Origin of the sequence: Sporosarcina sp. P12(2017) (assembly GCF_002743035.1) — a bacterium.
Lineage (GTDB): Bacteria > Bacillota > Bacilli > Bacillales_A > Planococcaceae > Sporosarcina > Sporosarcina ureae.
This window is the reverse complement of record NZ_PDYL01000013.1, coordinates 16,086-38,666: the sequence shown is the minus strand read 5'-3', so window position 1 is coordinate 38,666 and position 22,581 is coordinate 16,086. Positions and strand designations below refer to the sequence as shown.

General features: G+C 44.1%; 25 protein-coding genes. 5 read left to right on the top strand and 20 right to left on the bottom strand.

Annotated features, from left to right (window positions below):
• The first annotated feature begins 6 nt into the window (after nt 1-6).
• Complete coding sequence (locus tag CSV80_RS11665) at nt 7-300, top strand: HesB/YadR/YfhF family protein (RefSeq protein ID WP_099671005.1); 294 nt, start codon at nt 7-9, stop codon at nt 298-300.
• A 28-nt stretch (nt 301-328) separates the two neighbouring features.
• On the opposite strand, the gene CSV80_RS11660 is transcribed toward CSV80_RS11665, so the two are convergent.
• The 3 genes from CSV80_RS11660 to acnA form a co-directional block, all read right to left on the bottom strand.
• Nucleotides 329-646 carry a hypothetical protein gene (locus CSV80_RS11660; protein WP_029053799.1) on the bottom strand — a complete coding sequence of 106 codons (318 nt, stop codon included), beginning with the start codon at nt 644-646 and terminating at the stop codon, nt 329-331.
• Nucleotides 646-1,071, bottom strand: a complete 426-nt coding sequence (locus CSV80_RS11655; RefSeq protein ID WP_099671004.1) for an acyl-CoA thioesterase — start codon at nt 1,069-1,071, stop codon at nt 646-648. Before CSV80_RS11655 ends, CSV80_RS11660 begins: the two co-directional genes overlap by 1 nt.
• A gap of 426 nt (nt 1,072-1,497) precedes the next feature.
• The gene (acnA, locus tag CSV80_RS11650; protein WP_099671003.1) at nt 1,498-4,212 is read right to left on the bottom strand and encodes an aconitate hydratase AcnA; all 2,715 of its coding nucleotides are present in this window, start codon (nt 4,210-4,212) and stop codon (nt 1,498-1,500) included.
• Between the two features lie 375 nt (nt 4,213-4,587).
• Between acnA and CSV80_RS11645 the strand changes: the two genes are divergently transcribed.
• Complete coding sequence (locus tag CSV80_RS11645; protein WP_099671002.1) at nt 4,588-5,136, top strand: cysteine hydrolase family protein; 549 nt, start codon at nt 4,588-4,590, stop codon at nt 5,134-5,136.
• A gap of 132 nt (nt 5,137-5,268) precedes the next feature.
• Complete coding sequence (locus CSV80_RS11640) at nt 5,269-5,523, top strand: GlsB/YeaQ/YmgE family stress response membrane protein (RefSeq protein WP_029053795.1); 255 nt, start codon at nt 5,269-5,271, stop codon at nt 5,521-5,523.
• 298 nt (nt 5,524-5,821) lie between these two features.
• Here CSV80_RS11640 and CSV80_RS11635 read toward each other — a convergent pair whose 3' ends face one another.
• From CSV80_RS11635 to CSV80_RS11615, 5 genes are all read right to left on the bottom strand, one after another.
• On the bottom strand, nt 5,822-6,505 hold the full coding sequence (locus tag CSV80_RS11635) for a lytic transglycosylase domain-containing protein (RefSeq protein WP_099671001.1): 684 nt from the start codon (nt 6,503-6,505) through the stop codon (nt 5,822-5,824).
• Nucleotides 6,506-6,525: 20 nt separating this feature from the next.
• Nucleotides 6,526-7,116: an SCO family protein gene (locus CSV80_RS11630; protein ID WP_029053793.1), complete on the bottom strand. Its 591-nt coding sequence runs from the start codon at nt 7,114-7,116 to the stop codon at nt 6,526-6,528.
• A gap of 119 nt (nt 7,117-7,235) precedes the next feature.
• A complete protein-coding gene (locus CSV80_RS11625; protein ID WP_081657891.1) occupies nt 7,236-7,364 on the bottom strand; it encodes a YvrJ family protein in 129 nt (42 codons plus the stop codon).
• A gap of 75 nt (nt 7,365-7,439) precedes the next feature.
• Nucleotides 7,440-7,658, bottom strand: a complete 219-nt coding sequence (locus tag CSV80_RS11620) for a DUF2922 domain-containing protein (RefSeq protein WP_029053792.1) — start codon at nt 7,656-7,658, stop codon at nt 7,440-7,442.
• Nucleotides 7,659-7,681: 23 nt separating this feature from the next.
• Complete coding sequence (locus CSV80_RS11615; protein WP_099671000.1) at nt 7,682-7,903, bottom strand: DUF1659 domain-containing protein; 222 nt, start codon at nt 7,901-7,903, stop codon at nt 7,682-7,684.
• A 133-nt stretch (nt 7,904-8,036) separates the two neighbouring features.
• Here CSV80_RS11615 and CSV80_RS11610 point away from each other — a divergent pair, with 133 nt between their 5' ends.
• Entirely contained in the window at nt 8,037-8,447 is a 411-nt protein-coding gene (locus tag CSV80_RS11610) for a DUF2621 domain-containing protein (RefSeq protein ID WP_037561795.1), read from the top strand.
• A gap of 240 nt (nt 8,448-8,687) precedes the next feature.
• Here CSV80_RS11610 and CSV80_RS11605 read toward each other — a convergent pair whose 3' ends face one another.
• The 8 genes from CSV80_RS11605 to CSV80_RS11570 all read right to left on the bottom strand — a co-directional run bounded on the left by CSV80_RS11605 (nt 8,688) and on the right by CSV80_RS11570 (nt 16,788).
• A complete protein-coding gene (locus tag CSV80_RS11605) occupies nt 8,688-9,200 on the bottom strand; it encodes a CcdC family protein (protein ID WP_099670999.1) in 513 nt (170 codons plus the stop codon).
• Nucleotides 9,193-9,525, bottom strand: coding sequence for a thioredoxin family protein (locus CSV80_RS11600; protein ID WP_335695469.1), 333 nt, complete (start codon nt 9,523-9,525; stop codon nt 9,193-9,195). Before CSV80_RS11600 ends, CSV80_RS11605 begins: the two co-directional genes overlap by 8 nt.
• A 28-nt stretch (nt 9,526-9,553) precedes the next feature.
• Entirely contained in the window at nt 9,554-10,264 is a 711-nt protein-coding gene (locus tag CSV80_RS11595; RefSeq protein ID WP_099670998.1) for a cytochrome c biogenesis CcdA family protein, read from the bottom strand.
• A 130-nt stretch (nt 10,265-10,394) separates the two neighbouring features.
• Complete coding sequence (locus CSV80_RS11590) at nt 10,395-12,167, bottom strand: ABC transporter ATP-binding protein (protein ID WP_099670997.1); 1,773 nt, start codon at nt 12,165-12,167, stop codon at nt 10,395-10,397.
• Complete coding sequence (locus tag CSV80_RS11585; RefSeq protein ID WP_099670996.1) at nt 12,160-13,920, bottom strand: ABC transporter ATP-binding protein; 1,761 nt, start codon at nt 13,918-13,920, stop codon at nt 12,160-12,162. Before CSV80_RS11585 ends, CSV80_RS11590 begins: the two co-directional genes overlap by 8 nt.
• 171 nt (nt 13,921-14,091) lie before the next feature.
• On the bottom strand, nt 14,092-15,342 hold the full coding sequence (locus CSV80_RS11580; protein ID WP_099670995.1) for a Y-family DNA polymerase: 1,251 nt from the start codon (nt 15,340-15,342) through the stop codon (nt 14,092-14,094).
• A gap of 201 nt (nt 15,343-15,543) precedes the next feature.
• Nucleotides 15,544-15,957 (bottom strand): pyridoxamine 5'-phosphate oxidase family protein, encoded by a 414-nt coding sequence (locus tag CSV80_RS11575; protein WP_029053784.1) that lies wholly within the window; start codon nt 15,955-15,957, stop codon nt 15,544-15,546.
• A gap of 78 nt (nt 15,958-16,035) precedes the next feature.
• Nucleotides 16,036-16,788: a DUF2087 domain-containing protein gene (locus tag CSV80_RS11570; protein WP_099670994.1), complete on the bottom strand. Its 753-nt coding sequence runs from the start codon at nt 16,786-16,788 to the stop codon at nt 16,036-16,038.
• 219 nt (nt 16,789-17,007) lie between these two features.
• On the opposite strand from CSV80_RS11570, the gene CSV80_RS11565 reads away from it, so the two are divergent.
• Nucleotides 17,008-17,787, top strand: a complete 780-nt coding sequence (locus CSV80_RS11565) for an NRDE family protein (protein ID WP_099670993.1) — start codon at nt 17,008-17,010, stop codon at nt 17,785-17,787.
• 52 nt (nt 17,788-17,839) lie between these two features.
• Here CSV80_RS11565 and CSV80_RS11560 read toward each other — a convergent pair whose 3' ends face one another.
• The 4 genes from CSV80_RS11560 to CSV80_RS11545 all read right to left on the bottom strand — a co-directional run bounded on the left by CSV80_RS11560 (nt 17,840) and on the right by CSV80_RS11545 (nt 22,564).
• A complete protein-coding gene (locus tag CSV80_RS11560; protein ID WP_099670992.1) occupies nt 17,840-18,295 on the bottom strand; it encodes a helix-turn-helix transcriptional regulator in 456 nt (151 codons plus the stop codon).
• Nucleotides 18,296-18,510: 215 nt separating this feature from the next.
• Complete coding sequence (locus CSV80_RS11555; protein ID WP_099670991.1) at nt 18,511-19,965, bottom strand: carbon starvation CstA family protein; 1,455 nt, start codon at nt 19,963-19,965, stop codon at nt 18,511-18,513.
• Nucleotides 19,966-20,103: 138 nt separating this feature from the next.
• Entirely contained in the window at nt 20,104-20,835 is a 732-nt protein-coding gene (locus CSV80_RS11550) for a LytR/AlgR family response regulator transcription factor (RefSeq protein WP_099670990.1), read from the bottom strand.
• Entirely contained in the window at nt 20,801-22,564 is a 1,764-nt protein-coding gene (locus tag CSV80_RS11545; RefSeq protein WP_099670989.1) for a LytS/YhcK type 5TM receptor domain-containing protein, read from the bottom strand. The genes CSV80_RS11550 and CSV80_RS11545 overlap by 35 nt, the downstream gene beginning before the upstream one ends.
• Between the last annotated feature and the right edge of the window lie 17 nt (nt 22,565-22,581).

Here is a 22,581-nt window from a genome sequence, read left to right as displayed (position 1 = left end):
TAAAGCATGAATATTCACCTATCCGAACAAGCAATTCAATGGTTTGAAGAAGATATGGAAGTCGCTGCAGGCGATTATGTGAAATTTTTCGCGCGTTATGGCGGATCGAGCCCGTTGCATGAAGGCTTTTCCATAGGGATTACGAAAGAAGAGCCAGATGAACTGGCAGTCGAAACTATTGTGAACGATGTGCATTATTACGTAGAAGAACGCGATGTCTGGTTCTTCGATGGACATGACCTGCATATTGACGTGGATACGTCAACGGAAGAGTTATCCTTTGACTATCAAGTAGCGTAAATGACGAATAAAATGGTAAGCACAACTCTTATAGAGAGTTATGCTTACCATTTTTTAATTGGGTTAATTGATGTAATTGCCCTTCTTGCTTTAAAATTTCCACTTGACGTTCGCCGAGCAGATCAAAATGTGGGTATTCTTCGCGTGCGTGGATCCATTCCGGTTGCAAACCATACTGTCTTCCCCACTGTATAAGCTTTTCCACATTACTGCATCCCGCTTTCGTGACCGTATTTACTGTCGGAAACCGGTCGTCCAGCCAATAATGTGTCAAAAACGCAATTTCCTCACGTCGGACCGCATTTTTCCACTCTTTTAATTGCTGGCGATTGATTCCGAATGCCATCAGCTTTCGCCTCGCTGAATTTCCGTGTACAACGCGTCCCATTTTGGATGAATTTTGCGCAATGACACAGGACGGAAATTTTCTTTTTTGACTATAACGTGCTCGGAAACCGCAGTTGCCGCAATCGATCCATCCGCATGCAAGATCTCATAGCCATAGACCGTACGTAGCTTGCCGTGCGACTCCACCCATGTTCTGACTGTAATAGTCTCACCATATGTAATTGACGCCTTATACTTCACTGACAGCTCTGTTACAGGCGCTAGGTAGCCATCACGTTCGAGCTGCGCATATTCGTATCCAAGGTCTTTGATCAGCGTGGTGCGGCCGATTTCCATCCAAACTAAGTAGTTGGCATGGTAAACGACGCCCATCTGATCGGTTTCTGCGTATCGTACTTCGATTTCTTTTTCACTGGTAAACATGTGATCACCTCATCGTCTAGTATAGCGAATGGGAAAGTGGATTGCTTGTGATAGACATTATGATGGGGTCGAAATTATAGTTAGAGACACGTTTGGGGTTTGCACATTCGAGTTCAAAACGAGAAGAAAGGTGAGGCTATGAGCGGTTACGGACTATGATAGAGCGGTTGATAGTTGCTATAGAGCACTTAGGACATCCTTATGAGCGGTTGCAAGTTGGGTATGAGCGGATACAGACTGTGATAGAGCGGTTGCCCTTTCATAGAGCGCTTCACGGTCACCATAGAGCGTTTACGCATGAACTATGAGCGCTTAGGCAAATTAATGAGCGCCTACGCAATGTTTTTCACTATTTCTTCGCTATTGTACTTGTAAAATACGCAAAAAAGATGCCCGGCAATGCCGGGCACCCTCATTTATTCCGTATTACTTTGCTGCTAATTTATTACGTAGAACCATTTGAAGGATTCCGCCGTGACGGTAGTAGTCCACTTCAACTTCAGAGTCGAAACGAGCTAGTACTTCAAATTCAGTTTCCTTGCCGTCTGGAGCTTTCGCTGTAACTTTAAGGATTGAACGTGGTTTTACGCCTTCAGCGATATTCACACAGATTTCTTCCTCACCAGTTAAGCCTAGAGATTCAACGTTTTCACCATTGATGAATTGAAGTGGAAGTACACCCATCATCACTAGGTTCGAACGGTGAATACGCTCGAAGCTTTCTACGATCACTGTTTTGATACCAAGCAAGTTTGTACCTTTTGCTGCCCAGTCACGTGAAGAGCCCATTCCGTAGTCTTTACCACCAAGGATAGCTAGACCCGTACCGTCTTGTTGATACTTCATAGCTGCATCATAGATCGGCATAACTTCTTTGTTTGGCCAGTACGTAGTGAATCCACCTTCAGTGCCTGCTGCGATTTGGTTACGAATACGAATGTTCGCAAACGTTCCGCGCATCATGACTTCGTGGTTACCACGACGTGAACCGTAAGAGTTGAAGTTACGTGGCTCTACGCCATTTTCACGCAAGTAGATTCCAGCAGGTGTATTTAAACCGATCGCTCCAGCAGGTGAAATGTGGTCAGTCGTGATAGAATCACCGAACTTACCGATTACACGCAAGCCTTTAAGCTGCTCGATATCCGCCGGTTCTTTCGAAAGGTTTTCGAAGAACGGTGGGTTTTGAATATACGTTGAAGACTCATCGAAATCGTATAGTGAATCGTCAGTCGTTTCAATTGCGTTCCATGCCTCGTTTTCAGTGAATACGCGAGCATATTCTTTACGGAACAATTCAGGCGTAACCGTAGCGTTCAATACATCGTTAACTTCTTGTGTAGAAGGCCAGATGTCTTTGAAGAATACGTCATTACCGTCTTTGTCCGTTCCGATTGGATCTTTTGCGAAGTCAATGTTCACTGTTCCAGCTAGTGCGTATGCCACAACTAGTGGAGGTGAAGCCAAGTAGTTCGCTTTAACGAATGGGTGTACACGGCCTTCAAAGTTACGGTTACCTGAAAGAACAGATGTAACTAGAAGATCTTCGTCGCCAATTGTTTTTTCGATTTCTGGAAGCAATGGACCAGAGTTACCGATACATGTAGTACATCCGTAACCTACTGTGTTAAATCCAATTTGATCCATGTAATCAGATAGACCTGATTCGTTCAAGTAGCCAGTAACGACTTTTGAACCTGGTGCCAATGAAGTTTTAACGTATGCAGGAGGTGTAAGTCCTTTTTCAACAGCCTTCTTCGCAACCAATCCAGCCGCTAACATAACGTAAGGGTTAGATGTGTTTGTACAAGAAGTGATAGCTGCGATCGCAACGTCACCCGTTTTCAGCTCCACTTTACGTCCGTCTTCGAACTTAATTGTGCCTTTTTTCTTAAGCTCTTTTGGTGTTAAACCAAAGCCTTGTGTTCCTTCTGGAGCTACAACTGCGTCTTTGAACGACTGTTGCATTTCAGTCAATGGAATCAAGTCTTGTGGACGTTTAGGACCTGAAAGGTTTGCAGCGATGTCGCTAAGGTTGATTTCTACAACTTTAGTGAATGTCGGCTCTTCCTTTTCAGGCGTGAAGAACATATCGTTTTCGATCAAGTATTGCTTCACTACTGCAATGTGCTCTTCGTCGCGGCCTGTTAAGCGCATATAGTTAAGTGACTCTTCGTCAACCGGGAAGAATCCACAAGTAGCACCGTATTCAGGCGCCATGTTTGCGATTGTCGCACGGTCAGCAAGTGGCAATTTAGAAACGCCAGGCCCGAAGAACTCAACAAATTTACCTACAACACCTTGTGCACGAAGGATTTGAGTTACTTTAAGCGCTAAGTCAGTTGCAGTTGTTCCGTCTGGAAGATCTCCGACCAATTTTACACCGATAACTTCTGGAATTGGGAAGTATGAAGGTTGTCCAAGCATTCCTGCTTCCGCTTCAATACCACCAACGCCCCATCCAAGTACGCCGATCCCGTTGATCATAGTTGTATGGGAGTCCGTTCCAACTAATGTATCTGGGTATGTTTCGAATGATCCATCTTCGTTTTCAACCGCGTGAACAACGTTTGCTAGATATTCAAGGTTTACTTGGTGAACGATACCCGTTGCAGGTGGTACTGCACGGTAGTTATCGTATGCTTTTTGTGCCCAGCTCAAGAACTGGTAACGCTCAGCATTACGTTCGAATTCAAGTTCCATATTTAGTTGTAGAGCTTCTGGCGTACCATAGCTATCTACTTGTACGGAGTGGTCAATTACTAGATCCACTGGAATTTCAGGATTGATCTCGTTTGGATCTCCACCTAGTTCGTTCATTGCAGAACGTAATGAAGCCAAGTCTACTACAACAGGAACTCCTGTGAAGTCTTGTAGAATTACACGTGAAGGTTTGAATGGAACTTCAGCGTCTGCGTTTTGTACAGTGCCCCATTTAGCCAAATCTTCTACATGGTCGTCCTTGATCACGTATCCGTCGTGTTGACGAAGTACGGATTCTAGTAATACTCTTACAGAATAAGGAAGTTTCGATACTTTTGTTAGTCCTGCTTCTTCTAAAGCTTTCAAACGGTAGTAGTTATACGTCTTGTCGTTTACTTTGAAAGACTGACGGCTATTATGCAAGTTGCTTTTTGCCATTTTATGTTTCCTCCCTTTATGTACTGAAAGACGAAAAGTGCACATCTTTCCTCTACTCCATCTTAGTATATCAAAGAACAATAGTAAAATACATATAATTTATAGGTATACATAAGAATAGCTTATGACTAATCGAAATATCGTTAAGAATTCTCAATTAGTCATTTACATTCTCAAATAGCACGCATTTCACTCGTAAAGAGGCCATTTATGACATTTATTGTATACCTTATCGGTAAAATAATTAATTAAAATATTTTATTTTTTATTATAATTTTATGTATTTATGTAGATGAATAATGCCAAAGATGTCTTTACATATGTTTAGACACCGAGCCGCCACTATGAGAAAATAAAGAAAAGGAGTTGTTCTATATGAAGAAAGCGTTACTCGTTGTAGATTATACAGTGGATTTTGTAGATAAAGACGGAGCCTTAACTTGCGGCGAACCAGGTATCGCGCTAGAGGAGTATATCGTGGATCAGACAGCAGCTTACTTGAAACAACAACTGCCGGTATTCGTCATCAACGACCTGCATGAAAAAAATGATCCATATCATCCTGAAAGCAAGCTATTCCCTCCTCACAATATTCGAGGCACGGAAGGCAGAAATCTTTATGGAAAACTGCACGATCTCTATACCGAACAGAACGAGGAAATGATCTGGATGGATAAAACACGTTACAGTGCATTCGCCGGAACAGACCTCGATATCCAATTGCGTGCACGCGGCATTACAGAAATCCATCTTATGGGTGTATGTACGGATATTTGCATTTTACATACTGCAGTCGATGCGTACAACCTCGGTTACACGATTGTCGTCCACGAAGGCGGTGTCGCAAGTTTCAATGCTGCAGGCCACGACTGGGCTCTCTCCCACTTCCAAAACACATTGGGCGCAACCGTTCTAGCCAAATAAAACGATACAAAAGTTCAGCAGGTATTTTCTCCTGTCTGAACTTTTTTTCGAAAAATGTTTGAGGTATTAAAAAGATGGTAATACCAATACTAAGCGAGAGAGACATAACAATTTGAAAAGGAGATGAGCAACATGAGCTTTTTATGGTTCTTAATTATCGGAGGTATCATTGGTTGGCTAGCTGGACTTATTTTAGGTAAAGATATTCCCGGCGGTATTATTGGTAACATCATTGCAGGTATTGTAGGTGCATGGATTGGCGGTGCACTATTAGGAGAATGGGGTCCACAGATCTCTAGTTTCTATTTCGTACCAGCGTTAATCGGTGCGATCGTACTTGTATTCATTGTGAGCTTGATTATGAAGAGTATGCGTAAAGCTTCATAAAACTAAACATTAAAACGTGAAGATGCCATTCGGTGATCTTCACGTTTTTTGTTTTGTAAATGAAGGTCTTGCAAGTCCGCTTTTTCGCTCATTAATTTGGCTAAGCGCTCATAGTTCATGCGTAACCGCTCTATGGTCACCGTGAAGCGCTCTACCCTACTTGGCAACCGCTCTATCACGGTCCGTATCCGCTCACATACGCCTTGTAACCGCTCATTACGCCTCCCGTGTTTCTGCAGTTCTCAAACGTAAAGAAAATAAAAAACGCAGAGCCACCATATTCGGTGGACTCTACGTTTTATTTCTTCACTTGCTTCTCAGATGCTATGCGTTGCTCTTCGAACTCATTATAGTACCACAATACATCTTCTACATACTGATCGCTGTGATTATAAGTAAAAACAGCTTTCTGTATATCTCCGTCAGCTGCACCACTATCCGATAGATAGTTCGCAGCGCTGAAGATGGCGTCTTCTATATCAAATGGATCCGCTATTCCGTCACCATTTGCATCGACACCGTAGCCGCCGTATTGCTCGATGACAGCAGGATCAATCTTGTCGCGTTCAGGAATATCTCCCTTGCCTAACTCCTTACAACCAGGATAATCCCAGCCAACGAAGGTACACGGCATGAACTGCATCGGTCCTTCCGCTCCAACAGGCGAGACGTCAGTTTTCATTGTAGAGAACCTGGTCTCAATGCGGTGATGCGCTGCAAGCAATGTCCAAGGAATATTGTATTCTTTTGCTGCTTCAATATAGATTGGAATAAATTTCTGTGGTACGGCTTCTCCAGTTTTACGGTCTTGTATATGAAATAACGCCGTAGCAGTTTCTGTGATGGTGTCGTGTTTTCCGAAATTTACCCAAAGAATGGCGGAAATCGTAAAGAGTGTGACAGCAACAGGTACTAATAAAACCAAAAAAGCGACCATAACGCGTCCGGATCGACTGAGTCTCTTTTTCTTTAATTTCTTCATTGCCTCACCCCTTCTGTTGATTACTTGCCTTCTTTGATGAGTGCTTTTATGTCTTTTACGATTGTATCATAGTCTACGTCTTCGTTCCCACCATACAATTTTACTACTTCATTGTTCTGATTCACTAAGCCGAAAGAGACACCATGGATGACTTGATCGTCGTTAGGAATTTGTTTCACTAATTGTTTAAATGATGAAGCCGCTATTTTTTCAATCGTCTTCATATCGTATCCTGTCAGCATTTGCCATTTACTTTCATCCGGTGCGCTAAACATGTCGAGATACTTCGCAAGTTCTTCTGGTGTATCCACATCCGGGTCTACACTGAATGACACGATGTTGTAATCCTCGATATTATTATCAATCAATTTTTCCTGCAACGTGACCATATTGCTCATCATTGGCGGACAAACGGTTGTACATTTCGTGAATACGAACTGTGCCAGCCATATGGAGCCTTTCAAATCTTCATCGGTTACAGTTTCATTGTTTTGGTTAGTAAATTCAAATGAATCCACTTTGTATTTATGGTCCGGTTTAAAACCGCCACCACACGCACTCAACATCAGCACGAATATAAGTGTCAACGGTACCAAAAGCTTTTTATACATTTTCGATTCCTCCACCTTGTTATAGTTACTTTATCATAACGAAAGTTCACACCTCATACAAGGTGAAGACGTCCCCCATTTTGGCTAAATCTTGTCCGAATCATGAAGTTCCTATGAAGTTATCTGTTTTTGATATCCGAGAGAACGCCATGAATCGCTTCTAACTTCACTTCCAAACGATGTAGTAGATAAAACGATACGAAAATCGGGAATCCGACATCTTGTATAAGCTGTAGCCAATCCTCCATGGTTCACTCCCCCTCTCTAGTTTTCATTCAATGAAAAAGCCGGCTTCCAGTACGTGACTGAAAACCGGCCGCAACTTATCGACTGACGATGTTTTGTGTATCACGTGCAACGATTCGTGCGCTTTTGATCGTAGCGAGCGGAGATTCTTCGATGAGGAAGATATTGCTTGCGATCACTTGTTGCATAGCGGCTTCGACTTGCCCTTCCGTAAGGTCTTCATGCGGTTCATCCACCGTTAATTTCACGGGCTTATTCGCCGCGGTTAAAAATGTTAATTCTAATACTTTTGCCATATGCACTCTCCTCCTGTACGGTTTTAGTTATGAATATCTTCTGTTACAACTTTCTCGAGCTGAATAAACGGGTAGCTTGATAATGAAGCCAGTTGTGTCAAAGCGGTGTACATATTTGCTGGTGTTGCGTCATCATTGATGAATTTGTACGTTTTAATCTTGCGAATGAAGTGACCTTTCTCGTTAACGCCTGCGTTAAAGTGGATCCTAGCCGTAGCCTGACTGAATTCTAGTGATGCTGCCATGTGTATCACCTCCTTTCATCCGCTATATAGACAGAAATCACGAAAAGGATACTTTGTTAGTGAAATATTTCTCAATTGCTTTTATAATGGAGGATAGAATGGAAGAGGTGAAAAAACCGTGCCAGACCTATTTATGTGGTTTATTATATTTTGGGGTATTGTGATGATCGGCTTATTCGCTATCGGTGGATTCTTTATGTTCCGGAAATTCCTCAAAGTATTGCCGAAAGAAGACGGAAAATCGACGCTGGATTGGGAAGAGCATTACGTCAATGAGTCGTTGCATTTATGGAATGACGAGGCGAAGAGTATGCTCAACGAACTCGTTACGCCTGTGCCGGAGTTGTTCCGCGACGTGGCGAAGCAGAAGATCGGTGCCAAGATCGGTGAGATTGCGTTAGAAGACCGCGCCAAAACTATTGAGTTTGATCATATTATCAAAGGGTATATTCTGGCTACGCCAAAGCGCGACCATAACTTCTTGCGCAAGAAGCTTAATCAGATGGAAATTGATATTCAGCCGTATGAGCATTTATTTACTTGAATACCAAAACAGGATGTCTCCTAGTGAAGGGGCATCCTGTTTTTTGCATGGTTTTAAGATTAAAGTCATTGCTATGTGAGGTAGGTTACATCATGGGATTGCAACTCCAGATGGGGGACGCTTTCCCGAGGGCCCGCGGTAAGCCAATCCCCTCACGAACACCTCCGTCCTCTTCTCCACTGCTCTTATCGTTCATTTCTAAGATAAAAAAAGAGAGCCGCCACTAGGACAGCTCCCTTACTACATACTCTTCTCAAGTTTCTTATACTTCACCAACATGCCGATTCGCCACGGTAGAATCATCGAGAACGCGAGGATGAAGAACATGCCGCCGAGCTCGCCGACGTCGATTGTGTTACTGAGTACGATCTTGCCGACCATGCGAATGACCAGCAAGCCGAGCAAGATGATCAGAAACGCTTTCGACTTTTTCATGTAAATCCTGTCGTTCTTACTCTCGAACGTTGTCGTATAAATCAAAAACGCAGAAAATATCATACCGACGAGACTCGCCTCGAGCACTTGTGTCCATGGCACACGGAACTCGTCGAACAAGAACATCAACATCCCTGTCGACATGAACAATGGCGGTAAGATAATTTTCTTCGCGACAATCGGCTTATTCGACGCCTTCGCTCGCATCGTATAGACAAACGTCGTCATCACGACGAAAATTACCGTCGAACCGATGATCAAGTAAATCGAAGGAATACTTGTGAAGACATAATCTATCAGTTCTTGTATTTTATGCATCTGTGTTCCCCCACTGCACCAGCTCATCGAGGCGTTTTTTCAAATCATTCATGGGAACAATCCGTGCGAAACGCGTCAACTCTTTCTGTTCGTTAAATAATAAGACGACCGGCGCTGTAAAGAGTGACAATTGTCCAGCCATTTCCGGAACTTCCGCTGCGTTCACGCGGTAGAAGTTAAACGGATAATCGCTTTCAAGTGCCGCCACCTGCGGATAAAGTCCTTCGCAGACGGAGCAGTTATTCGTCTTCACGAACAACAGAAACTGCGGCGTCTCATTCAATACATGCTGCCACTCGTCAAAAGAAGTAATTTCTTTCATCATACACCTCTTTTCCGCTTACCAGTTTACATTAAAAGCCTTGGAAGTCGCCAAAGATTGGGCTAAGCCAACTTGTGAAATAGACCATTCCGTTAAAGAACAGTATAATACCGAACACGATCATCAAGTAGCCGCCTACTTTCGTAATCTTCATACTGTGTCTGCGGATCCAGCTCATTCTTGTGATGAAGAATGACAAGAAGAAGAATGGAATCGCGAAACCAAGTACATAAAGCATCATATACAACATACTAGATGCAGGATTCGTCGCAGCAAGATAGATGATGGCACCGATGATCGGTCCCATACATGGCTGCCATCCAGCGGAAAACGCTAGACCAATCAGCGCTGTACCGAAGTAACCCGCAGGACGATTCTTAAATTGCAGCTTTTTCTCTTTCATTAGAAATTCCGGTTTAAATAATCCAATCGTCATCAGTCCGAAGATGATGATGAAAATCGCACCTACCTGACGAATCAAATCTTGATATTGCAAGAAGATGGACCCGATAAAGGACGTACTGAATCCTAAAATAATAAATACAATCGAGAATCCAAGTAAGAAGAACAGCGTGTGCAACATGCCCGCACGGTTCATTCCTTTTTTCTTATCTCCGAGTTCATCCAGTGACATGCCGGTGATATACGATAGAAAGGCCGGGTATAGTGGCAGTACGCATGGAGAAATAAAACTTAGGAAACCTGCTCCAAACGCAAATAAAATATTAACATCCGTCCCCAACAAAATTCCTCCTTTAACAGTAGGACAAGTAGAATGTCAGCAAGCGCCAACATTCCCACTCTATCGTACCAAACAAGAGGCTAGATTACGCCCCATTTGATTGTGAAATCTTTTTGACAATCACGGAAATTTACGCTTGCGCGCCGTTTTGCAACTCATACATCGTATAGTACAAGCCTTTTTGCGCAAGCAACTCTGCGTGTGTCCCACGTTCGACAATTTCGCCGTGGTGAAGTACGAGAATTAATTCTGCATCGGCGATCGTACTTAGACGGTGAGCGATTGCAATCGTTGTGCGGCCTTCACGCATCTTCTCTAAACTCTTCTGGATCGCAACTTCCGTTTCCGTATCAATATTCGCTGTCGCTTCGTCGAGCACAAGAACTTTCGGGTTCATCGCAATCGTCCGCGCGAACGCGATCAATTGACGCTGTCCACTCGATAACGTCGAACCGCGTTCCGTCACTTTCTGTTCGTAGCCGTTTGGCAACTCTTCAATAAAGTGATCGGCTTGGACGAACTCTGCAGCTTCCCGCACATCTTCGTCCGTCAACTCTTCGTTATGCAGACGGATGTTGCTTGCGATATCACCGTAAAACATGAACGGATCTTGCAGGACGAGTCCTACTTTCTTCCGCAATTCTTCTATTGGATACTCTTTTAGCGATACGCCATCAATGAAGATGTCCCCGCGCTCGTATTCATAGAAACGCATAAATAGATTGATGATCGAACTCTTTCCGCTTCCTGTATGTCCGACAAGTGCGACCGTTTCGCCTGCATTCGCAGTAAAGGAAATATCTTTCAGTACATCATTTTTACCGTCGTAACTGAACGTCACATTACGGAATTCGATCGTACCTTCTTGAATCTTCTGAGTAGATACTGCTTTTTGTTTCGGTTCAATTTCCGGATTATCGATCAGCGCGAATACTCGTGACGCTGATACGATCGCTTGCTGGAACATCGACAAACGTTGCATCACTTGATTGATCGGCTGGAATAGACGTCTTAGCAATGTAGTGAACGCATAGATAATCCCGACATCGACGACCGACGTAAGAGAGGCCGTTCCGAAATAACTAAGCACCGCAACGATCGAACCTGCATACATCAAGTCGATGAATGGCCCAAGCATCAAGCTGTCAAAACGAATATTTCGAAGTCCGACGCGGTAATGTCCTTCATTGACTTCAATGAACTCGTCTGACAAGCGCTTCTCCTGGCGAAAGGCCTGAATCATGTCCATACCGGATAATGACTCGGAGATTTTGGCGTTTAGCTGACTGAGCCGTTCCCTTATATCCTGATAGAAGTCTGCACTGTAATAGCGATAGACCGATACGAGAATTAGGAATAGTGGTAATAAGATCAGTGTATAGAGCGCGAGTTTCCCATCCAGCGTAAAGAGCGCAATATAGACGCCGGCAATTCCAAAGATCGCCTGCATGAACGTAACTGCCACACTGACGAACATTTCTTTAATCGATTCTGTATCATTCGTTACACGTGAAACGATTCCGCCAGCAGGCGTCTGATCGAAGTATCGTAGCCCAAGCTTCTGGACTTTCGAGAATGCATCGATTCGGATTTGCTGGATAATTGCGAGTGCAAGCTCCTGGAACCGCAATGTTTGGAAATACGACCCGACAATATTGACGAGTTGTAGTCCGATGTAAATTAGTGCGATGATCCATACTTCTTTCGCTGGGAAGTCTAGTGGTACGACATAGTTATCGAGGAATCGCTGGATTACTAAAGGTCCAAGAATGGTCGATGTTACGGTCAACAACAATAATAGAATGGCAATCAGTGCACTTTTCTTCATCGGCAGGACGTATTTCGCTAGCCGCATGAACGTTTTGAACTGATCACTGGCGGACATCTTCTGTTTGTTATTCATCTGCGCCGCCTCCTTGCTCTACGATCGACTCTAGCTGTTGCAGATCGTACATTTCTTTATACATCCCGTTTTGTGCGATTAAGCTGTCGTGGTCGCCAATTTCAACGACTTCGCCTTCATCGAGAACGATAATCTGATGAGCATGCTGAATAGCACTTAAGCGGTGCGACGTAATAATGGTCGTCTTACCCGTTCTTTCTTCTTTCAATGAACGAAGAATCGCTTCTTCCGTCCGGGCATCTACTGCGGATAATGAATCATCCAGCAACAATAGCTCCGGATCCATGAGCAACGCGCGTGCAATCGACACACGCTGACGCTGTCCACCGGATAACGATACCCCACGTTCTCCGACCATCGTTTCATAGCCTTCTTCAAACGTTAGAATATCATCATGAATATGCGCGGATTTTGCAGCCGCCACAATTTTCTCCGGATCAATCGTTGGGTTCGTAAAGGCAATATTTTCACCGAGTGTCGTCGAGAACAAGAAATGGTCTTGCGGCACATAACCGATTGCCTGGCGCAAACATTCTGTCTTATACCGTGTAATCGGAATGCCACCATACGTAATCTTTCCCGTATACCCTTCAAATTCTCGCATTAATAATTTGAGAATCGCTGTTTTCCCTGAACCGGTCTTTCCGATGACGCCAAGTGTTTCCCCTTGCTTGATCGTAAAGTGTAAATTACGTAGCGATGCCCGTTTATCGTCTGGGAACTTGAACGTATCGACATCAAAAACGATATCTCCGTGCGGTAATTGACTCACCGCATTCGGACGATCTTGAATGCCTGGCTTAACCGAAAGCAAATCTTGGATTCGGCTGTACGATGCATTTCCTCGTTCGACAATATTGAATAGGAAACCAATTGCCAACATCGGCCATGTTAACAGTCCCAAATAGGAAGTGAACGCGACCAAATCCCCGATCGACAATTCACCTGATAAAATGAAGCGCGTTCCGAAATAAAAGGATAGAACATATGAGATCGCAAAAATCCCTGCAATCGTCGGATCGAACAACGCATCCACTTTCGCCACGCGCATATTTTCCTTGACGACTTGTTCGGAGCGTTTCGTAAACGATTCGACATCTTCTTTTTGCTGGCCAAACGTCTTCAGCACTTTAATACCTGAAATACTCTCTTGTGCTTTGTCGTTCAAATCGGAGAATGCTTCCTGCGCCACACGGAATCGATTACGTAATAACCGTCCATAATAACTTGTCAGGATGATCATCACCGGGATCGGTACAAGGGCGATCAGCGTTAATTTCCAACTAATCGAAAACGCCATCATCAAGATGACGAAACCACCTGTCGAAATCGAATCGAAGAGTGTCAGAATTCCTGACCCTGCCGTTTGTTGCACCGCATTGATATCATTCGTTGCGTGTGCCATTAAATCTCCGACACGTCGTCGCTGGTAAAATGAAGGCGACATGCGCGTGAAATGTGTGAATAGACGCTCTCTCATAACGCGGGCGAGGTATACCGATGAGCCAAATATCATCACGCGCCAAATATAGCGCAAGACATACATCAAGATTCCCGCTACTGCCAAAATAATCATCCAGCGTGTTAGCATCTCTGCGGTCAATTCATCTTTCGCGACCGCGTCGACAATAAAGCCGATAATTTTTGGCGGTGCCAGTTGCAGTAACGCAACAATCATCAGGGCCGTGATCCCTATGCTGTATTGTTTTTTTCTCTCAGAAAAAAACCAGCGTAAATCCAGTAATACTTTCACTGGCTTTCCTCCTTTGTTCTGCACCACTTCTCTTGCAGTTTTTTTACAATGCTCGCTATTTGAGTTTAGCAAAAGTTTTAGGATATCGAAAGTTCCGGAACTAGGATATTTCAGCATTTGAAATAAATCCTTTCTATATAGTGAGACTATACGACTTAATTCGACTGATTTTCATTTATAATGACCACCGATTAATCGATTCCTTCTATATGCGGTACCGCCTGGCGTAACGGACACTGCGCGAAGAATAGCAGCAGATCCATACTTCACGCGAATTTCATCCATTACCTGACCGATTTTCTGTTGCTTCCAGTTCATCGGTTCGAATAAACTGAGCTGGAAACTGTCATGTTCTTCAAGATTCGACAAGCTGACGGAAATATGGCGCACGGGACGCCCGTCATGGAACGTCTCAAACAGCTCCTGGCAGACGCGATAAATCGCCATCGTTTCATTCGTCGCTTCTGGCAACGTTTTTTGACGATTAAAGCCGCCACCTAGCGCGTGCTTTGAATAACCGAACGACAACGTAATCGTACGCCCTTTCTTTTTCGCAAGCCGCGCACGCATCGCCGTATCCTCGCACATCTCAAGCAAAACGGCCAACACTTCGTCAGTGGTCGTATAATCGCGCAACAACGTCTGGCCTTTGCCGTAACTCACTTGCCCCTCGATCAACACGGAGCCGAGATCGGAATAATCGATGCCGTGTGCATGATAATAGAGTTGATTGCCCATCACACCGAACTTCTTCTCCAAATTCTCAAGCGGCGTGTGCGCGAGATCACCGACTGAATAAATGCCCATATCTTCAAGTGTCCGCTCCACTCGCTTGCCGATGCCCCACATTTTATGAAGCGGGGCAACAGGCCATAGCTTCTCGGGTACATCTTCATACGTCCAATGCGCAATCCCCGTTTTCTTCGCTTCTAGATCTAGTGCAAGCTTCGACAGCAACATATTCGGCCCGACTCCGCACGCCGAACGCAACTCGAATTGCCGGTACAACTCATCCTGAATTCGGTAAATCAACGTCTCAAGAGGTCCCCACAATTTTTCCGTACCCGTAAAGTCGACGAAACTTTCATCGATACTGTACACATGAATCGCTTCTTTTGGCACATAGCGGTTCAATAACCTCGTTAATTCCATCGACACATCGATATAAAACTGCATTTTCGGTTCAATTAAACGAATGCTTGGATCGTCCGGAATCTCATATAGACGCATACCTGTCGTTACACCAAATCGCTTTTTCAATGGCGGCGAAGCAGCCAGTACGACACCGCCTTTTCTTTCGATATTGCCAACAATCGCAATCGGCACTTCCATTACGTCGAGTCCTTCCATTGCCGCGGCACAGCTCGCGTAGAAGCTGCGCATATCGAGGCACGCAATTTTTCTATTCGGTAATGGTTTCATATGGTATTCACCTCTCAAAGGAACACATGTTCTCATGAGTAGTATACCCCCATTTATTGCGTTCAAGCAATGGAAATTAGCGGGATTTACGTGTATTTGTGGTGAATTCTCCAACTAAACAAAAATACCCCGAAAATCAGAGTGCGACCTCTCACTTTCGGGATATACTATTCATGTATACTTTTTTGGTATAGTAATTATTTACAGGGAAATATCTTGAGGGGGTTGGCCTGATTTATTCATCAAACGAATCGCTTCTGGTTCGATTTTCAAAATAACTAAATTCGGATCTTCAGGACCATCAAACCATGCCTTCATATGATCGTTCCAAATCTTCTCTTTTAAGCTTTCGTCATCGGAAATCGTGACACGACCCGAATACTCCACAAATGCATCACCGAATCCTTCGCCTTCATAGCCAAGAAGAATATGCGTATAAGGATGATCTTCGAGCTCATCCACCTTTTCCGTTTTCTTATTAGTCGGTGTATACAAAGTTAAACCATCACTCATGAATGTCATATACCGGCTGTACGGTTTATTGTTATCCACCGTTGCCATCGTTCCTATCATGCTCTCATCCAAGATTTTCTGTACTGTGTCTTTTGCAGTCATTTATTTCCGCTCCTTTCGCGATTACTCCTAGTCTTCCCACCTCGACATTTTCTAAACCTTAAAAGGATTGCAAGCAACTCACTTTAACCAATATTGACTGCCATTGCGCGTCTGACCGAAATAGCCGTATTCAATTAAGTAATTCCGAAGTGTAATGAAATCTTCATGGATTTCCGAAAGCCGATCATTCATCTCATGCTTACTGTACGAAATGTCACCGTCAAAGCGCTTACTAATTTCCTGGACAATAATTCTTCGCTGTTTTTCCGTCGCCGGCATCTCTTTTAACTGGCCATCGGTTCCTTCAGGGAAAAACGTCCGTAGTATCGCTTGCTGCTCATCCTCGGCAACCAAATAATCATCGTGGAATAACTGAGATGCTTTATGCGGTGGAATAAATGCCTGCTCGTACGATTCGCGTTCTTTCAATAACTCCATCATCGCAAGGAACACTTTCGCCTGCCGTTCTTTTTCTTTCAATGCAAAGCGATGATGCCGCACAGTCGTCGCACTGCCAATCTCCAATTCTTCCTGTATACTTTTATCGCTTTTTCCTTGATAGAATAAACGCAACAGATCACCTTGATGATCGGTAATGCCTGACCATTTCTTATCGAGTTCAAGCAAATACACAAACACCGACTGATGCGAATGTTCGATATGCACATGCATAAATCGCTGCGCTTCATACAATGCATTCTCGTACGGATAAATGACACCTTTTTCGATTTGTTTACCGCATAATAAACAATTATACGATGTGGAACTTTCTATATACCCTTGCTTTAATTCCGTTAACGAAGCATCCCAAAACGTTTCCGTAAACTCCATGCATCCCACACTCCTATTACATTTTCAGCACCAACAAACAAAACCACTATTTGTTTACCCATTATGATCTATGATACCTCGTATATACTCTGACTTCAATAGCGCGGCAAACAATATATCATTTTGTTTACTCTCTAGTTTACAGCACTATCCATACAGTCGCCAAACAAATTCGCACGTGATACACTGATTTCATACATACACAAACGGGGTGACATTATGTGTTTACTGGCATTTCAATTACAAAGCCATCCGAAGTATCAACTCGTCATGATGGCGAACCGAGATGAAGCGTACGGACGTCCGGCAGCACCAGCTAACTTCTGGAGCGATTATCCCGACATTTTAGCAGGGCGCGATCTCGAACAAATGGGCACGTGGCTCGGCATTAATAAACAAGGGAAAGTCGCTGCGCTGACGAATTATCGTGACTTCACGCTACCAGAAACAGGCAAACTCTCACGCGGTCACATCGTATCTTCCTATCTACAATCGGAGCTCTCAGCACGCGCATTCATGGAGCAACTGCATACGAATCGAGAGGATTATGCCGGCTGCAACGTACTTGCTGGGTCAGCTAAGGAGATGTATTACTACTCGAACATCGAGCAATCTATCCAACAGCTAACCCATGACACACACGGACTGAGTAATGCATTTCTAAATACTCCGTGGCCTAAGGTAGATAAAACGAAAGCTTTGCTGGCGGAATATTTGGATCAAACGGAGACGATCGATCCAGATATATTATTCGGCACGATGCAACGAGCGGAACGATTTCCAACCGAACAACTACCTGATACCGGCGTGGGTGAAGATCTCGAAAGTTTACTGTCTTCGATATTTATTGCGTCAAAAGACTATGGCACACGTTGCACAACGGTACTGACAATAGATAGCGAAGATCATGTAGAATTCGAAGAGCGCACATATGAAAAAGGCGTATGTACAACCACTAAAAAATTTTCATTTCACATTGAAAAACCGGCTCACTCTTAAAGGAGTACAGCCGGTTTTTATCTGTTTTTCATACATTATTTTCATATAATAATTACAGCATGTCCATGTACTTTTTGAATTCAGCTAAAGCTTTTTCACGATCCCCCGTACTAAATAAACGCTTATAATCCGCTCCGATTATGCGATAATGTCCACCCGCGGTATGTTGTTGCAACTTATATTGCTGCCATTGTCCTATCTCCGTCCACCAATTAATAGATGCACTCGCAGCGGTTTCTCGCGAATGAATCTCTGTATGTACTGCCATTTCAGCTAACTCAATCGGATCTTCTCCCATAACCGAACGCAACAGAGCACTCTCGCGAAACAGCGCGCAAACCACTACCGCCGTAGCCCAACCAATTTCCTGTCGGCCTTTCTCTAGCTGTACTAATGTCTTCTTTGAGATGCCTATAATCTCCGCCATTTGATCTTGTGTATAGTCCATTTCTGTCCGAATTAACTTCAAGCGGGGCGACACTAAGTCCATAACCGTCTGCTTATTCAACGCTTTATTCCTCCTTTACACTCAAAGTGTATATTTACACTATTAGTTACTTAAGTCATTTAAATTGTAAATTAGTTACTTATTGTGTGCGTTTTCTTCATTCGAGTAAATGGTCTTTTCACTCTACTAACAGTGTATCACAATCTAAATTACTATATAAATCTACATAGAAAAACCTGCTGAACCAAAGCTCAACAGGTTGTAAAGATATCGTATTAAATTGTTCTTGTAGAATCCCAGTTTGTAATATCTTCCTCTAGTGGAATCTGTGCAGCTCGAGCTTTCACCGCTGCATTGAAGAACAAAGCTACTAGGAAGATCGAGATGACAGTTGCGCCAATTAGGGAGACATTCATTGGTAATCCGAATCCAATGGCTGCGTTTAGTATATATGTCATCGTCGCCATCAGCATGAACGTCCCAGGTATGAGTGCGACCCAGTAGTTCTTACCGGCAATGAAGAGATACATCGCTCCGACAAATAACGCAATGACGGCCGTTGACTGATTCGCCCAAGAGAAGTAGCGCCATAGGATGTTGAAGTCTATTTGAGTTAAGGCAATCGAGATTGCGAACATCGGAAGCGCAATCCATAGACGGCTCATGACTTTAGCTTGTGGGTACTTGATGTAGTCCGCAATAATCATGCGTGCACTACGGAATGCTGTGTCGCCTGATGTAATGGGTAAGATGATGACACCAATTACCGCAAGTGTTCCTCCGACAGCACCTAGCATCGTGATAGATACTTCGCTCACAATAACTGCTGGTCCGCCAGCTGCAAGCAATTCATTCAATGTTACACCGTTGAACAACGCCATACCAGCCGCTGCCCAGATCATCGCAATAATAGCTTCTGCGATCATCATGCCGTAGAAAATTTTGCGACCTTGGCTTTCATTCTTCGTTGTCCGGGAAATAATCGGAGACTGAGTCGCATGGAAACCAGATAGCGCTCCACATGAAATCGTCAAGAACAATAACGGGAAGATCGGAATATTATCTGGATGTAAGTTCGCAAATGTCAATTCCGGAATCGGAACACCTTTGATGACCATCATGCCGCCGATACCAACTGCACTGATCACGAGTAGTGCGCCGAAGATTGGATAGAAACGACCGATGATTTTATCGATCGGTAATAGTGTGGCCAAAATATAATAAAGGAAAATAAGGACGAGAATGATTCCCATAGCCATCCAACCATTCATCAAGTTGTACAGCAATCCTGCTGGTGCCGAAACGAATACGGTACCGACTAGAACGAGTAATAAAAGTGCAAATGCGTTGACGACGTGTTTCATAAATTTCCCGAGGAATTTTCCTGCCAGTTCAGGCAAGTGTGCTCCGCGGTTTCGGATGGAGATCATACCTGTCAAATAATCGTGTACAGCGCCTGCGAATATCGCCCCGACGACGATCCAGATAAATGCGACGGGTCCGTATAACGCTCCCATAATCGGGCCAAAAATCGGGCCTACACCTGCGATATTTAGTAATTGAATCAATGAGTTCTTGCTAGTGCTCATTGGCACATAGTCGACTCCGTCCGCGCTCGTATACGCCGGTGTCGCACGTTCTTCCTTGACGCCGAACATTTTGACGATGTACTTACCATACGTAAAATATCCGACTATTAATAATACAATAGAAAATAAAAATGTAATCATTGCTACTTTCCCTCCCTTAAAGTGATAACGCTTACATTAACTATAATAGAAAGGTGTCCAAATGATGACAAAATCTCGCAACATGTCAGAATCGCGAAGTAAGATGCACTCCGGGAGATTAACATGTTACGAGACTTTTTATCCTTCGAGACGTTGGCGTAATTCTTTGACATAATTTCGGCTAACTGACAATTTCTCCGGACGTTGATCAACCTCTAGTTGATACGCTCCGTTGAACCACGGTGTCAAACTACTGACGTGCACGAGGTTCACGAGAATACTTTTATGGATGCGGAAGAACGATGAATATGTCAATCTGTTCTCAAGTTCTTTCAATGTCATGCGCGTTTCGTAATCTCGCGCAGGCGTAACAATCTTCGTCCAATTTTCTTCCCGGTGTACATAGAGAATGTCGCCAATCGGGATATAGTGGATCTCGCCTTCCATTTCAACCGGCAATCGATCGATTCGTTTCGGTGACGCATCGGTTTTTGGCTGTAGCAATAACTGTTCCACACGGGCAATCGTCTGCCGCAATTGCTCTTCATCATACGGTTTCAGTAAATAATCTATCGCATGAACACGAAACGCTTCGGCCGCGAATTGCGGATAGGCTGTCGCAAAGACGACCAGCGGTACTTTCTTTAGCGAGCCGAGTGTCCTTGCTACTTCCATACCATCAACTTTCGGCATTTCTATGTCGAGAAAAACCACGTCCGGCTGCAGTTGCATCGCCTTAATAATCGCTAACTCTCCGGAATCGGCTTCCCCGACAATCTTCACCCGTTCAAATTGCTCAAGCAAATAAATCATTTCTTCGCGCGCGTACCTTTCATCATCCACGACCAATGCGCGAATCATTTCCGTCATATCCGTTCACCTCCGACTTCGGAATGTAGAATGAAATCTTCGTTCCTTTATTCGGTGTACTTTCTATTGCGAGTCCTGAATTCTTATCAAACGTCATCAGTAAGCGTCGATTGACGTTATACAGACCAAGCCCAGTACCTTTTTCAGACTGAACTTGTTCCTGCCCAAGCATGGCGAGACGCTTAAGACCAATTCCCTCACCGTTGTCCTCCACCATAATATGAATGACGTCTCCACTTTCATGTATCGAAATATGGACCACCGCGTTTGCGTCCAAATCTTTAATACCGTGCGTAATCGCATTTTCAACGATCGGCTGCAACGTCAGTGGCGGAATCTTCTCCTGCATGACGCTCGGATCGACGTCGATACAAATCTTCAGTTTATCAATGAAACGCGCTTCTTCAATCATCAAATACGCTTCGACGTGCGCAAGCTCTTGCTGTAACGTAACCATCTTCGCAGTCGTCCCTTCAAGGTTCTGACGCAAGAAAAACGACAACGACGACAGCAATTTCCGCGCTTCATCCGGATTTGTCCGTATCAAAGAAATGATAATATTCATTGAATTAAACAGGAAATGCGGACTGATCTGCGCTTGCAACGCCTGAATTTCAGCTTCCTTCGCTAGTTGATAAGCATGATCCGCTTCGGCAATTTCAAGTTGGTTGCTGAGTAATTCAGCGAGTCCCGATATTAATTCAATCGTGGCATCAGTAATCGCTTTACGTGAAGGATAGAATAGTTTCAACGTTCCGATCGTTTCACCGCGCGTTTTGAGTGGCGCAATGACGATGGCCCCTGATGTCGAGACGCTCGGGTGATCATGCGTGACGGAATCCGTGACAATGAGCCGTCCTTCTTGAATTACTTGACGCGTTAAATCCGTCTGAATCGAGCCTTGCATAATCGTGCCTTTGGAGCTGACAAACGCAAGAATATCCGTTTTATCTGTCATCGCGACAGCACCTGGCTGCAACTCGTTCATGAGAATACCGCACACGGCCGAAGCGGTATCTTTTCGCATACCTGTCCGTAAATAGCCAAGCGTCTGATCCGCAATACGTAATGTTTTCTGCGCTTGCAACGCCGTCTTTTTATCCTGATCACTAATCACGTTATACGCAATCAGCATGAATAACGCAGTCCCCATACCGTTTGCTAAAATCATCGGCAAGCCAATCGCTTGTACCAAAGCAAACGCTTTCTCAAACGGGTCCGCAATAACGAGAATGAGCAACATCTGCAACGCTTCCGCAGCCGCACCAATCGCGAATGCTAAAAGTGGACTGATATGCTTGCCCTTCTTATAGAAGTAACCTGCAAGGATTCCAGAAATAATAGTGGAAATCCCACACGAAATAGCCGTGAATCCACCTAAAGACATCCGGTGAATCCCGGCAATGAGTCCAGCACCGATCCCGAGTCTATAGCCACCAAGTAAACCTGCGACGACCACCCCGATGACACGGGAATTCGCAATCGCCTCATCAGTCTCAAGTTGCCACGACATATTTTCAAAATGAAACGTCTGCATATCCAGTGCCACACCGAAATACGTTCCGAAAATGCCAAACAATCCAAAAAAGAGTATCGCTGTCAGCTCTTGCCGACGATCCAATACATCTTGATGGATCATATTTTGGAAAAATCGAAAACGAGTCAGAAGGAAAGCGACCGCCACAATCATTCCGACCCGTTCGAACATAATGATCAGTAAATCTAGCATCGCAATCCTCCATTCAT

Excerpts from the sequence above, each read along its gene's own strand:
- CSV80_RS11665 (WP_099671005.1), top strand. The coding sequence starts at position 7 with ATGAATATTCACCTATCCGAACAAGCAATTCAATGGTTTGAAGAAGAT.
- CSV80_RS11660 (WP_029053799.1), bottom strand. The coding sequence starts at position 646 with ATGGCATTCGGAATCAATCGCCAGCAATTAAAAGAGTGGAAAAATGCG.
- CSV80_RS11615 (WP_099671000.1), bottom strand. The coding sequence starts at position 7,903 with ATGGCAGCATCACTAGAATTCAGTCAGGCTACGGCTAGGATCCACTTT.
- CSV80_RS11640 (WP_029053795.1), top strand. The coding sequence starts at position 5,269 with ATGAGCTTTTTATGGTTCTTAATTATCGGAGGTATCATTGGTTGGCTA.
- CSV80_RS11620 (WP_029053792.1), bottom strand. The coding sequence starts at position 7,658 with ATGGCAAAAGTATTAGAATTAACATTTTTAACCGCGGCGAATAAGCCC.
- CSV80_RS11635 (WP_099671001.1), bottom strand. The coding sequence starts at position 6,505 with ATGAAGAAATTAAAGAAAAAGAGACTCAGTCGATCCGGACGCGTTATG.
- CSV80_RS11555 (WP_099670991.1), bottom strand. The coding sequence starts at position 19,965 with ATGATTACATTTTTATTTTCTATTGTATTATTAATAGTCGGATATTTT.
- CSV80_RS11655 (WP_099671004.1), bottom strand. The coding sequence starts at position 1,071 with ATGTTTACCAGTGAAAAAGAAATCGAAGTACGATACGCAGAAACCGAT.
- CSV80_RS11630 (WP_029053793.1), bottom strand. The coding sequence starts at position 7,116 with ATGTATAAAAAGCTTTTGGTACCGTTGACACTTATATTCGTGCTGATG.
- CSV80_RS11570 (WP_099670994.1), bottom strand. The coding sequence starts at position 16,788 with ATGGAGTTTACGGAAACGTTTTGGGATGCTTCGTTAACGGAATTAAAG.
- CSV80_RS11610 (WP_037561795.1), top strand. The coding sequence starts at position 8,037 with ATGTGGTTTATTATATTTTGGGGTATTGTGATGATCGGCTTATTCGCT.
- CSV80_RS11590 (WP_099670997.1), bottom strand. The coding sequence starts at position 12,167 with ATGAATAACAAACAGAAGATGTCCGCCAGTGATCAGTTCAAAACGTTC.
- CSV80_RS11565 (WP_099670993.1), top strand. The coding sequence starts at position 17,008 with ATGTGTTTACTGGCATTTCAATTACAAAGCCATCCGAAGTATCAACTC.
- CSV80_RS11575 (WP_029053784.1), bottom strand. The coding sequence starts at position 15,957 with ATGACTGCAAAAGACACAGTACAGAAAATCTTGGATGAGAGCATGATA.
- CSV80_RS11545 (WP_099670989.1), bottom strand. The coding sequence starts at position 22,564 with ATGCTAGATTTACTGATCATTATGTTCGAACGGGTCGGAATGATTGTG.
- CSV80_RS11550 (WP_099670990.1), bottom strand. The coding sequence starts at position 20,835 with ATGACGGAAATGATTCGCGCATTGGTCGTGGATGATGAAAGGTACGCG.
- CSV80_RS11605 (WP_099670999.1), bottom strand. The coding sequence starts at position 9,200 with ATGCATAAAATACAAGAACTGATAGATTATGTCTTCACAAGTATTCCT.
- CSV80_RS11580 (WP_099670995.1), bottom strand. The coding sequence starts at position 15,342 with ATGAAACCATTACCGAATAGAAAAATTGCGTGCCTCGATATGCGCAGC.
- acnA (WP_099671003.1), bottom strand. The coding sequence starts at position 4,212 with ATGGCAAAAAGCAACTTGCATAATAGCCGTCAGTCTTTCAAAGTAAAC.
- CSV80_RS11625 (WP_081657891.1), bottom strand. The coding sequence starts at position 7,364 with ATGGAGGATTGGCTACAGCTTATACAAGATGTCGGATTCCCGATTTTC.
- CSV80_RS11600 (WP_335695469.1), bottom strand. The coding sequence starts at position 9,525 with ATGATGAAAGAAATTACTTCTTTTGACGAGTGGCAGCATGTATTGAAT.
- CSV80_RS11645 (WP_099671002.1), top strand. The coding sequence starts at position 4,588 with ATGAAGAAAGCGTTACTCGTTGTAGATTATACAGTGGATTTTGTAGAT.